Raw genomic sequence first — 11560 nt, forward strand, 5'->3', positions numbered from 1 at the left:
AGCGCGAGCGTTGCGAGAAGAGATTTCATGGGTTTGGGTCCATTTTCAATGACAGGGGGCTCGACCGGGCTCAGTTCACCTGGACCTGCGGCGGAGCGCCGTTTCCAAAGAGCTCGTTCTGCGGAGGGGCGACCGTGCCGGCGGGCGCTGGATTGCGGGCACCACCGCGGCAATCGTCGTCATCATCGTCGTCGCAGTCATCGTCCTCGTCGTCCTCGTTGTGGCCGCGACGCGAGCCGTCCCGCCAGCGGTCGTCGTCGTCGTCCTCGTCGCTTGCGAGAACGAGCGGCATGGCTTGCGAGGCGTCATCGAAGAGCGCGGTGACGGGCCGAAGGGCGCCATCGGTCGGGGCTTGCATCGCGCTCCAGGCGGGGATGCCGATCGCGGCGGTCAGAGCCGTGGATGCGACCAGAAGTGTCAGGGTCTTCTTCATGGCAGGGTCTCCTTGTCATCTGCTGAGGACAATCTGGAGACGTGACCTGAGGGCTTCCTGACGCATCGGCGATTCCCGCTTCAGCTTGCCGTCAGGAAGAGAGCGGCTTCCGAAAGAAAAAGGCCCCGCCCGTGAGGGCGAGGCCAGGCGGGGCCGAAGGGACGGTCGGCCTTGGGTATGGGGGCCGTCAGGCGATGTCGCCGGGACCAGGTCCGCGCTTGTCGCCCGTCACCATGGCTCGCGCCAGGTTCTCATGGTGCCGGAACGAGGCCAGAACGACACCACCAACATGCAGCGCAGCCAGCAGCAGCATCAGGTTGGCAAGCGTCTCGTGGACCTCCTTCAGCGGTCCCTCGACCTCGCCCCGCGCACCGTATTCCCGCTCGTCGCCGTAGCGGTCGCCGTCGCCGTCGGCCCAGGCGGGCGCCACGATTGCGGGCATGGACGGAAGCATCGCCAGACGGGCCTCGTCCTCCATGAGCCAGCCGGTGAAAGCTGTCCCCGACAGGGTCATCAGCAGCGCCACAACCATCGCCGCGCCCGCCGGGTTGTGGCCGAGGTAGCGCCGCTCGCGTCCGCGGGTCATGTCCCCGAGATAGGCCAGCGTCTCTCCGGGGCCTTTCAGGAACTGGGCGAAGCGCGCGTAGCGACTGCCGACGAGGCCCCAGACCAGCCGGCAGGCGACAAGTCCGGCGACGGTGTAGCCTGCGAACTCGTGGACAGGTTGCAGCTCGTCCGCAGTCAGCCATGCGGTCGCGAAGGCCGCGACCAGACCCCAATGGAAGACCCGGACCAGCGGATCCCAGACACGGACCTTGCTGCTCGGCGCCGTGTTCATCTCTGGCGCCTGGTGTGGGATTGCGTCAGTCATCGTCGCCTCCTTCGCGATCCCGGCCCCGATCCTGGTCTCGCCGATCGTCGTCGTCCTCGTCCTCGTATTCGAACTCGATCACCTGGAGCGTCGCCGGATGAACGGTCACCTCGATCGGGCGCCCCTCGGCGTCGCGGCCGTCGATCTCGTAGCAGCCGTCGTCGATCTTGATCCGGCGCACCGTCCAGCCGTTTTCCTCGGCCAGCCGGGCGACGGCGTCGCGCGGCTGCCAGTCGGTCATCGGTACGAAGCAGTCGTCGTCCGCCAGCGCGACACCGGCCGGAAAGACCGCGAGAAAGCCGAGAATGGTCAATGTCTTCTTCATGGGCCAAACTCCTCTATGCGGCCATCTTGACGCAATTCATGCGCGGCGAAGCTGACGGCAGCCTGAAGGGAAGCATCCCGCCTCTTCAGCTTCGTGTCAGCCAGACGGATCATGGAGTGTCATCGGAAGAGGACGGGAACGAGCATGCGCATCCTGCTGATCGAGGACGACACGGTGCTTGGCGCGGCGGTGCGCGACCAGATCGCGGCCGATGGGCGGTCGGTCGATTGGATGATGCGCCTCGATGCGGCCGGCGACGCCGTGAAATCCGCGTCCTATGACCTGATCCTGCTCGACCTGATGCTGCCGGACGGGCGCGGGATCGGCTTTTTGAAGAGCTTGCGCGCGCGCGGAGACGTGACCCCGGTCATCATCCTGACCGCGCTCGACCAGGTGTCGGATCGGATCGAGGGGCTGAACGCGGGCGCCGACGACTATCTCGTGAAGCCCTTCGATCTCGCTGAGTTGTCCGCGCGGATCGGGTCTGTCGCTCGACGCTACAGCGGCAACCCGAACCCAATCGTCATCCACGGGCCGCTGGAAATCGATCTCGCCGCCCGCAGCGTTCATCGCGAGGGCAAGCCGGTGCAACTGACCGCAAGGGAATGGGCGCTGTTCGAAGCCTTCCTCGCACGTCCCGGCCAGCTGTTGTCCAAGGCACAGCTGGAAGAGAAGCTCTACGCCTTCGACGCGGAGGTGGAGAGCAACACCATCGAGGTCCATGTGAGCCGCCTGCGCAAGAAGCTGGGGACGTCGGTCATCGAGACCGAGCGCGGCATGGGCTACAGGCTGGGCCGTCCATGAGGTGGCCCGCGAGCCTTCAGGGCCGACTCGGCCTGTCGCTCGGCCTGGCGCTGACGGTGCTGTGGCTGCTCGCGGCGACGGTGACGGCCGTGATCGTCCGGGGCGAGCTGGACGAGGTCTTCGACAGCGCCCTGCGGGAGACTGCGGAACGCATCCTCCCGCTGGCAGTGACCGATATCGTGGGCCGCGAAGATCAGGGGATCACGCAGCGGCTCGCGCCGATCCGGGAGCATGACGAGTTCTTCACCTACCTCGTGCAGGATGCCGAGGGGCGCATTCTGCTGCAATCCCACGCGGCCGACGCGGCGGTATTCCCGCCCTGGAACGGGCCCGGGTTTCGGCAGACCGCCACCCACCGGTTCTACAGCGACGCGGCGCTTCAGGACACGATCCGGATCACCGTCGCCGAGCCGCTGGCCCATCGCGCGTCGGTCGCGCGTGAGATCCAGATGGGCCTCGGCCTGCCGCTGCTCATCTTGCTGCCGATCGCGCTGGTGGCTATCTTTCTTGCCGTTCGCTTCAGCCTCGATCCGCTGCGCCGGTTCCGCGCTCGGCTAGAGGCGCGCGGCGCCCGCGACCTGTCGGAGGTTCCTGCCAACGATCTGCCGACGGAGATTGGTCCACTGGCCAAGACGCTCAACAGCCTTCTGGCCCGCTTGCGCGAGGCGTTCGAGGCCGAGCGCAGTTTTGCCGCGAACGCGGCCCACGAGTTGAGAACGCCGCTGGCCGGCGCAATCGCTCAGGCGCAGCGGCTGAGGGCGGAGACGCAGGAGCCGGCCACCGAAGCGCGTGCCGCCGAGATTGAGGCGACGCTCAAGCGCCTGACCCGGCTTTCCGAACGCCTCATGCAGCTTGCCCGGGCCGAAGGCGGGCGGCTGCGGATGGACCGTAGCGCCGACCTGAGGGCGGTTGCCCGTGTGGTGGTGGACGATCTCGGACGCGCCATTGCGAAGGACCGCATCGCGCTTGCACTGCCGGGGACAGCCGTCATGTCCGATATCGACCCCGACGCCTTCGCCATCCTGTGCCGCAACCTCATGGAAAACGCGCTCCGTCACGGAGCCGAGAACACGACGGTCGACGTCACGTTGACCGCGGACGGGCTGCTTTCTGTCGCGAACGACGGCCCGGTCCTGCCACGCGATACTCTCGACCGCCTCACGGCGCGCTTCGAAAGGGCGAACGCGAATGCCGACGGTAGCGGGCTTGGCCTCGCCATCGTCGCCGCCATTGCTGACCGGATCGGGAGTTCGCTCGTTCTGGAGTCTCCGCGTCCGGGAACATCTTCCGGTTTCCAGGCGTCGCTCAGGTTGCCAACCGAAGTCCCGGGCCCCACTGCGAGGCGCGCCGCGTAGTAGGAGGCAAGTGCCGGAACATCGGCAAACCCGCGCTTGCTGCCGCATCACGGCGCAGTCGCTCAGCATCTCCGCTATCGCAGAGCCTTCCGACAGCAGGGCCAGTTCCTCGGCTGCCCGCGCCTGGACTTCGCCGTAAGGCGGGCGTGCTGGCGGACACGTCCCCTGCACGACCGTGTCGCCCCGGGGCACCTCGAAGCCGCTCTCGGCTTCGCCTTCGCGGTCATGACGGGCGTTGATCGGGAGGGCATCGCTGCCCGAGCGACAATAATCGCCACGGGTCGGCACCGAACACCGCCCGAGGCGCATGAAGTTGCGGCCATCCGATACCGGGAAGTTGGGGACGCCGCCTTCCTCATCGCCCTGTTCGAGGCGCTCGAGGCCGCGCAGGGTGCGCGGACGTTCCGGCCGGAGATCCTGCGCACTTGCATCAAGGCGCTCCGATCGTCCGGCCCCGATGTTAGCTTTCTGGAGGCCGCAAAGCGCATCCGCGAACAGCAGCGCGTCCTCGGGCGACTCCTTCCATCGAAAGCCGTTGGAGTCCGCTCCTGCTCAAGGGTCTCGAAGGCGATGTCGCTGTCATCCTGGATGCGCGTGACTTCGACTGCGATGCAGCAAGGAACAGGAAGAGCCTTTACCTCGCGATGACCCGGGGCTCCAGGAAATTGGTGGTCTGTTCGCCGACGCACCTCTTGGGATAATATCGCTGGGCAGCATTCAGGCTGACGAGACCTGCCTATTCGTATTGCGAGGGCGGGTTGGGGCGGAAGAGCATGCCGGGTTCCACCGGTATCGAAGCTGCGAAGCGCCCATCGGGTCGACGAATGCGCTCACTTGCTGGAAGTTTCGAGGTGCGGCACGGCCGTGGGTCATGCCGACCCGGTTGCATCCGAAGATGTCGGAGCCACTGAAGTAGCCATCGCCAGCAATGGCTTGCAGATCATCACGGCCGAGCGCCGTCTCGGCGACCTTTGCCATTGGGGGACAGTTAGGCGCGATCGAAGCCGTGCATCAGACACGAAAAATTTTCCTTTGACCGCATCTGAAAAACTGCCAGGTTCTTGCCACTGATCCATGCGAATGCGTGCCGATTTCGAGTGCGAGCAGCTATCAGTGGTTCCAAAGCTTAGCTTGCCTTCATATTGATGTTTGGCCTTGTTTCCTTGGTCTGAGATGGATATATCGACCAGCGGAGACGTGGCCGAGTGGTCGAAGGCGCTCCCCTGCTAAGGGAGTAGACGGGAAACCGTCTCGAGGGTTCGAATCCCTTCGTCTCCGCCAAAAACTTGGCCATGGTCCAATAGTTTTTCCCAGCAAAAACAGATACAGAGGTTAGGGCGGTTGCTTGCGCAGTCAAGTCTGTGCTTGATTTTGCCACACATTTCGCCCCACAATCCGCCACACGGGGCGTTGTCGAGGGTGTGGCCATGACGATCATGATGCGAGGCAGCCAATACCACCTGCGGAAGCGGGTGCCCCGGCGCTACGAGGGCGTCGAAGAACGCAAGACGATCTACCAGAGCCTCCACACCGATTCCCTCAAGGTGGCGAGCCAGAAGGCCGAGTCCATCTGGTCCCATTTGGTCGAAGGCTGGGAAGCCAAGTTGGCGGGCGATACCGGCGATGCCGAACGACGCTTCGAGGCCGCCCGTGAACTCGCGGCAATCCGAGGGCACCGATACCTGCCCGCGACGCGCGTTGCCGAGTTGCGCCGCGAAGACCTCCTGACCCGCGTAGAGGCCACCGTTGGCCGCGACGGTGAGCCGGACGAAAGAGAGGCCAACGCCATCTTGGGCGGCGTCCCGGAGCCCCAGATAACCGTCTCGCGGGCATTGGACCTCTATTGGTCCCTCGCCGCTGACAAGTCCATCGGCAAGAGCGCGGACCAACTTCGGCGCTGGAAGAACCCGCGTGTGAAAGCGGTGCGCAACTTCATTGCTGTTGTGGGCGACAAGGCACTTCCAGACATCTCCGGAGACGACATGCTGGACTTCCGCGACTGGTGGATGGACCGGCTGGAGTCGGGCGGGCTCACGCCGAACTCGGCCAACAAGGACCTGATCCACCTTGGCGACGTGCTGAAGACCGTGAACAAGATGAAGCGGCTGGGGCTGGTGCTGCCCCTGTCCGACCTCAGCTTCAAGGAAGGCGAGGCGAGCCAGCGGCCGCCCTTCTCCAAAGGCTGGATCAAGGACCGGCTCTTGGCCGACGGTGCGCTTGACGGGCTCAATCCCGATGCGCGTGGCATCGTGCGGGCCATGGTGAACACCGGGGCACGGCCGAGCGAACTGGCGGGCCTGACGGCCGATCAAATCCATCTGGACGGCGACGTGCCCCACATCTCGATTGAGCCCGTGGGGCGGCAACTGAAGACCCGCAACGCCCGCCGGGTCATTCCACTCTGCGGCGTTTCGCTGGACGCGATGAAAGCCGCGCAACGCGGCTTCCCCCGCTACCTGACCAACTCGTCCGGGCTGTCGGCCACGGTGAACAAGTATCTCCGGTCCAACGGGCTTTTGGAGACCATGGGTCATTCTCTCTACGGGCTGCGTCATTCGTTTGAAGACCGGCTGTTGGCTGCGGGCATAGATGAGCGGGTCAGGCGCGACCTCTTCGGCCACGCCCTTAATCGCGAGCGGTATGGCAAGGGCTTGTCGCTGGCGGCCCTACGGGACCAAATTCAGCGCGTCGCGCTCTGAGCCGCCACGGCACGGGCGCGGGCCAGCACGTCGCCGCTGGCCAGTGCCTCTTCCGCTTCGATTTCCTCTTCCAGCCGCAGGAAGATCGGCGCGAAGGTCGGGTTGCGCTCCACCAGCTTGGCGACAGTCACCAGAGCCGCCCGCAGGCGGTCCAGTTCCGTCATGTGCCGGGTGGAGCGCATCGTCTCAGCCGTCCAGCCGCACGTTGACGCTGGCACTGGGGTTCCCGGCGGCGGTGACGGCGAGGCCGATCCGGGCGTTGCTGCCGGTGTCGTCGTCGGTCGTGACCACGCCGTTGCCGTCGTCCCAGTAGGCGATGGCCCCAAAGGTGAAGTCATCGGTGCTGACCTTCGGCATGGTGTAGACGCCCGTGGTGGCCAGCGTGAGGCTGTCGCCGATCTCGGCGTCCCCAAAGGCCACGCCGAAGAGGTTGCCGACCAGCACGCCGTCCCCGGCGCTGGCGGCGGCTGCGGCGGTCACGGTGATCCGCTCGCCGGGCTGCACATAGGTCTTCATGGTCTAGAGTCCTTTCGTGGTGATGAAGCGGAGCGAGGTCGGCCGGGCCGAGGCCGCCCGGGCGATCTCCGAGTCCAGGGCGGCTTGCGCCTTGGCCATTTCGCTGTCGGAGCGGTATTCAACCTCTTCGCCGTTGGCGTCCCGGTAGCGCCGCACGCCGTCCGCCCGAGCACGCAGGAGCGCATCACGGGCGGCGATCAGTTCGGCCACGGTGAGCGGCATCAGGCCGTGCCCTCGTTCAGGTAGGCGGCCCGCCAGTCGAGCCAGCCCGCGCCGAAGTCGAGCCACGCGCGGAACTTGAGCCCCAGCGTGGACCACGCCTCGGCCCGCTGGATTTGCACGCCCTGCGCCGCGCTGAGGTAGCCATACTGGATCGCGGCGAGGCGGGCCGGGTCGGCGAAAACATACCAGCGTTCATCGGTGATGCGGGGCTCCACCAGCAGGCTCAGCTTGGAGCCGAAAGCGTTCACGTCGTCCACCGTGGCGGGGTAGATCGAGGCCAGCAGCCGTTCTGCGGCCGACTCCAGTTCCGGCCCCACCAGCAGGAACTTGGGCGTGACGTTGATGAGCGTCTTGCCGTCCAGCCCGGTCACACCGCGCATGGCCTTCCGCGCGGCTTCCAGCGCCGCCATGTCGCCCGTCGAGCCGAGCGACAGGCCGGTCCCGGCGCGGTTGCCCCGGCTGGCGTGGAAGACGGCCGTGCCATCGCTGAGGTTCGGGTTGCCGGTCACGAGGTCCACGAGGATGTCGGCTTCGGTTTGCGCGGCGGCCTCGCCGAAGGCAGCGGTCATGTCGCCCAGCATCCCGAGGTCGTCGTCGATGAGAAGCTGGCGCGAGACGTTCAGCCCTCGGGCGTAGGTCTTCAGGCTCATCGTCTCGCCGTTCTCGGCGCGGCTGGTGTGGGTGATCTCGCCGGACTCGCTCAGTTCTTCCAGCCGCCCCATCTCGCCGAGGCGGATGGACGTGGCGGTCTTGAAGTTGCTCAGGCTGCGCTGGCGGCCGAGACGCTTCAGCGGGCTTTCGGCGGCGCGGTAGCTGGCGAGGGCGGACTTGCCCATGGCGTTGCTCACCAGCAGCGGGAAGTCCGACGTGGCGTGCTCGCCCGCCCGGGTGAAGACTTCATCGGCCGTCATGCCGCGCGTGCTAACACCGGCCCGGACGAGGCTGTCACGGGCCATGTCGAGGAAGGACTCACCCATATACTGGCGGACCTCGGGCGCGGGCTCGCCGCCCGCCATCCGGATGTGCAGCGCTTCTTCGCGCCGCTGGCGGATCGTGGCGGGGTCATCGTTCGCCGGGGCGTGGGTGCGGATGACCGGGGCCGAGCGGCGGCGACTCTCCAAGGCGTCGAAGACGGCCGCCTTGGCGGCGGTCATATCGGCGTTCTGGTCGATCAGTTGGTCGGCCACATCCGGGCCGAGCCCGGCCGAGCGGACCAGTCCCCGGATGTCGCTCCGGCGCTGCGCCTCGGCCTCTTCGGCCGACGGGGTTTCGATGGTCTCTTGGGGCATGGGGGACTCCTCTTGATGCCTCAGTCGCGCGGCGGGGTCCGCCGGGTTGGAGGTCAACGTGACCTCGGTGATCCGCCACCCGGTCGGGCTCTTCACCCTTCCATTCGGCGTGGATTCCTCGGTCCACCCGGCGATGCGGTATCCGATGGACACCCCGCTCACCGTGCCGTCCGCGATCCGCTGCACGATGGGCGCAGCATCTTCGGCGGCCGTCAGTTCCAAGAGGGCGATGACCGACCCGCCCTCCACGACGATGGACCGGACCCGCCCCACTTGGTCACGCACGGACGCCGTGCGGTGACTGTCGAGAACGGGAAGACCTTCGGCGGCCGACTGGTCCAGCGTGTCGGCCGTCAGGATTTCGGAGAACGGGCCACGGGCATCACGCCGCGTGACCGGGTGCGCGGTGGCGATCACGGCCGAGACGGTGCGCGTCTCCGGGTCATAGGAGTTGGGCCGCGTGGTGGCGGCGCGGATCATGGCGTCATCAAACGGCATCGTCGCCTCCGGTGCTGAAGGACAGGCCCAGCCCGGCTTCCCGGGCGCGGTCTGCGGCGATCTCGGAGTCCAGTTCGGCCACGTTCCACCCCATCTGCGCGACGGCCTGACGGCGGCTCGTGAGGCCCAGTCGCAAGGCCGTCTCGGCGGCGGCCATGTCTTTCTGCGGGTCCACCTGCGCGTGGCGCGGGGGCAGCCACTCGGCCTTCAGGGCCGGGGCGAGGTCGGGCAGGTCCAGCCGCCCGGCGAGGTATTCGTCGGTGACGAAGCGGCGGAAGATCGGGTCGAGGAACTGCGGGACCAGCGTGTGATAGACGAACTGCTCCACCTTCGCCCGGAAGGGCAGCAGACCCGCCCGGAGCGACGAATAGTTGGCGTCGCTGAGGTCGCCGTCCAGCAGGTGCGTGGGCACGCCGAGCCCCGCCGCGATTTGCTGGCGCATGGTCTTCAGAAAGGCTGGGGCGTCCTGAGCGGCGTCGGGAAAGGCCGTCCGAACATCCTCGCCGATCCCGAGGCGGTAGACGGTCCCGGGAGACAGGCCCTCTTCGCCAATGCCCGCCGCGTCGTATGCGCTGGCGGCCGTGCCGTTCACGTCGGTGATGAACGCCACGTGCATAGCGGTAGCCTTCAGTTTGACCAGCAGCGCGTCGCTGGACTGACCGTATTCAGAGAGGGTGGAGAGGATCGGGGCGAGCGCCGACACGCCGCGCACCTGCCCGGGGCCGAGCGGGCGGAACACATGCAGCATGTCTTCGGCCGGGACGCGGATGGACGCGTGGGTGCCGGGGAATAGGTCGGTCGGCCGCTGCGGACGGACATGGTAGGCGCGGCGGGTTCCGTCGTTCGCGAACTCGATACCGGCCACCACGTAGCCGTCCGACAACTCGCGCGTGTCGGACTCGTCCACGAACTCGGCCGGGATGTGACGCCAGACGGTGCGCCCGTCGCGCCGCTCGGCGACGAAGAAGGCTTCACCGTCCACCAGCACGGCGAGCACGGCGGCGGCCGTCATGCCCCGGAAGTCGGTGCGCCCGTCAGCGTCCAACTCGGCCGCGTAGAACGCGCCGGAGATGGTTTCGGCCATGGCCGGGTCGGGATGCGCCGAAATGGCTTCGATCCCCGCGCCGACGGTCTCGGCCACGAAGGCGTCTACGGCGTTCCGCACCAGCGGGTTGTTCGCGTGCGCGGACCGGGCGCGGGGTCTAAGGGTCGGCCCGGCCGCCAGCGTCTCGGGGCCGTGCGACCCGAACGCCCTTCCGAACCCCGCCGCACGACGGCCGCTCGCCCCTTCGAAGGCCGAACGGACGGCGGACGGCGCGGGGCCGTCGCGGAAGAGCCGGATCAGCTCGGAGGGTCGGGGGATGCGCATCGGTCAGTTCATCCCAGCCCGCCTGATCTTTCCCAGCAGGACCAGCAGGATCGGATCGATCGGGATCACAAGCGACGCCACAGGCACATCGCCTTCCCGCAGCGTCATACCCTCGCACAATTCTCCGTATTCGCCGTGCGATAGGGCGGCCCGGCAGTTGACGGCTCCCGAGGGGTGCCGCTGCCATTGGACCTGCAGGGTGAAACCGGGCGGCGTTGCCGGGTCCGCGACAAACATGCGCCACATCCACTGGGCGGGCGACTCCGGGGGCTTCGGGCCGTCGGGATCGGCCTCGCCGATGTGCCAAGCGTGCAGGCGCGTCGCGGCGGCCCGCATCGCCTCTTTGGACAGCCCGCCGAGGTCCACCATCTCGGACAGGATCGCGGCAATTAGCACGTCGCCCGTGGAGTAGAGGATGGTGCCGCGCCTGTCAGTCTCCGAGCGCATCCGGGTCGGGATGTAGCCATTCGCGGTGAAATTCTTGAAGCGCAGGCGCCCGGTCTCCGGCGAGAGCCGCGGTCCGGCGAGGAACCCGCCGATCTGAGCGGCAGTGAAGGTCTGGGTCACGTGTCGGCCTCCTAGTTGAGCGGGCCGAACATCGCTGAAGCTAAATCGGATGTCAACAAGTCAGAGTTGACGAAGTTAGATATGTGCGGTAGGCATGTGTCGCCGGGTAGCCGTGCCCGGCAATCGGAGTGAGAGCCCGATACCTTGCGGCGGCCCGGCTGGTTCCCCTGTCCTCTTCCCGCCGGGTCGCTGCGCCCCTTCCCAGCGATGGAGAAAACGATGAGCAATGCCCCGTGGCAGCAGCAGTTGAGCCTTGCCGGAACGGCTTCCATGAACGGGGGGCGCACCAGCGCCAACGCTATGCTCCGCTCGCCGCGCCAGAGCCGGAAGGCGTTTGAGAAGGAGGCGGCTGCGATCCTGCGGGCCGTGAAGAAGAAGACCGGATCGCACCTGAGCAGAGTTGTCAGATGTTGGCTAGGAGCCCACAGCGGTCATTCCGCAACTTTGCTAGGCTCAGGACCCATTCAACGGGTTGAGGCTGCGCAGTCTGCGTGATTCATCGTCCCCGAACCAAAGGGGGCATGATGAGCGATCTGTATTGGCTGAGCGAGGCTCAGATGGCGCGGCTGAGGCCCTATTTTCCGAAGAGCCATGGCGTGCCACGCGTTGATG

12 protein-coding genes, 1 tRNA gene and 1 pseudogene are annotated in these 11560 nt (G+C 66.8%); 5 read left to right on the forward strand and 9 right to left on the reverse strand.

Features of this window, described 5'->3' with window-relative positions; all coding sequences use genetic code 11:
- Positions 1-70: 70 nt before the first annotated feature.
- The 3 genes from ROA7023_RS22105 to ROA7023_RS22115 all read right to left on the reverse strand — a co-directional run bounded on the left by ROA7023_RS22105 (position 71) and on the right by ROA7023_RS22115 (position 1629).
- Positions 71-433, reverse strand: a complete 363-nt coding sequence (locus ROA7023_RS22105) for a hypothetical protein (protein ID WP_085881143.1) — start codon at positions 431-433, stop codon at positions 71-73.
- A gap of 187 nt (positions 434-620) precedes the next feature.
- Positions 621-1304, reverse strand: coding sequence for a cytochrome b/b6 domain-containing protein (locus ROA7023_RS22110; protein ID WP_085881144.1), 684 nt, complete (start codon positions 1302-1304; stop codon positions 621-623).
- On the reverse strand, positions 1297-1629 hold the full coding sequence (locus ROA7023_RS22115) for a PepSY domain-containing protein (protein ID WP_085881145.1): 333 nt from the start codon (positions 1627-1629) through the stop codon (positions 1297-1299). The genes ROA7023_RS22110 and ROA7023_RS22115 overlap by 8 nt, the downstream gene beginning before the upstream one ends.
- Positions 1630-1773: 144 nt before the next feature.
- Between ROA7023_RS22115 and ROA7023_RS22120 the strand changes: the two genes are divergently transcribed.
- From ROA7023_RS22120 to ROA7023_RS22140, 4 genes are all read left to right on the forward strand, one after another.
- Complete coding sequence (locus ROA7023_RS22120) at positions 1774-2433, forward strand: response regulator transcription factor (protein WP_085881146.1); 660 nt, start codon at positions 1774-1776, stop codon at positions 2431-2433.
- The gene (locus tag ROA7023_RS22125) at positions 2430-3788 is read left to right on the forward strand and encodes a sensor histidine kinase (protein WP_085881147.1); all 1359 of its coding nucleotides are present in this window, start codon (positions 2430-2432) and stop codon (positions 3786-3788) included. The genes ROA7023_RS22120 and ROA7023_RS22125 overlap by 4 nt, the downstream gene beginning before the upstream one ends.
- 1191 nt (positions 3789-4979) lie before the next feature.
- Positions 4980-5069 (forward strand) — tRNA-Ser (locus ROA7023_RS22135).
- 146 nt (positions 5070-5215) lie between these two features.
- Entirely contained in the window at positions 5216-6487 is a 1272-nt protein-coding gene (locus ROA7023_RS22140) for a tyrosine-type recombinase/integrase (RefSeq protein WP_085881149.1), read from the forward strand.
- Here ROA7023_RS22140 and ROA7023_RS22145 read toward each other — a convergent pair.
- From ROA7023_RS22145 to ROA7023_RS22170, 6 genes are read right to left on the reverse strand one after another with little or no spacing between them, the layout of a single operon-like run.
- Complete coding sequence (locus ROA7023_RS22145) at positions 6469-6669, reverse strand: hypothetical protein (protein ID WP_085881150.1); 201 nt, start codon at positions 6667-6669, stop codon at positions 6469-6471. The two genes, ROA7023_RS22140 and ROA7023_RS22145, sit on opposite strands and share 19 nt — an antisense overlap.
- Positions 6670-6673: 4 nt before the next feature.
- Complete coding sequence (locus tag ROA7023_RS22150; RefSeq protein WP_085881151.1) at positions 6674-7003, reverse strand: DUF2190 family protein; 330 nt, start codon at positions 7001-7003, stop codon at positions 6674-6676.
- Positions 7004-7006: 3 nt separating this feature from the next.
- Complete coding sequence (locus ROA7023_RS22155; protein ID WP_085881152.1) at positions 7007-7225, reverse strand: phage head-tail joining protein; 219 nt, start codon at positions 7223-7225, stop codon at positions 7007-7009.
- Positions 7225-9012, reverse strand: a complete 1788-nt coding sequence (locus ROA7023_RS22160; protein WP_085881153.1) for a prohead protease/major capsid protein fusion protein — start codon at positions 9010-9012, stop codon at positions 7225-7227. Before ROA7023_RS22160 ends, ROA7023_RS22155 begins: the two co-directional genes overlap by 1 nt.
- On the reverse strand, positions 9002-10381 hold the full coding sequence (locus ROA7023_RS22165; RefSeq protein WP_085881154.1) for a phage portal protein: 1380 nt from the start codon (positions 10379-10381) through the stop codon (positions 9002-9004). The genes ROA7023_RS22160 and ROA7023_RS22165 overlap by 11 nt, the downstream gene beginning before the upstream one ends.
- A gap of 3 nt (positions 10382-10384) precedes the next feature.
- The gene (locus ROA7023_RS22170) at positions 10385-10948 is read right to left on the reverse strand and encodes a hypothetical protein (RefSeq protein ID WP_085881155.1); all 564 of its coding nucleotides are present in this window, start codon (positions 10946-10948) and stop codon (positions 10385-10387) included.
- Positions 10949-11472: 524 nt separating this feature from the next.
- Here ROA7023_RS22170 and ROA7023_RS24175 point away from each other — a divergent pair.
- Positions 11473-11560, forward strand: a pseudogene (locus tag ROA7023_RS24175) (IS5/IS1182 family transposase); the annotation flags it as partial.

The sequence above is a fragment of the Roseisalinus antarcticus genome (assembly GCF_900172355.1).
Classification (GTDB): Bacteria; Pseudomonadota; Alphaproteobacteria; order Rhodobacterales; family Rhodobacteraceae; genus Oceanicola; species Oceanicola antarcticus_A.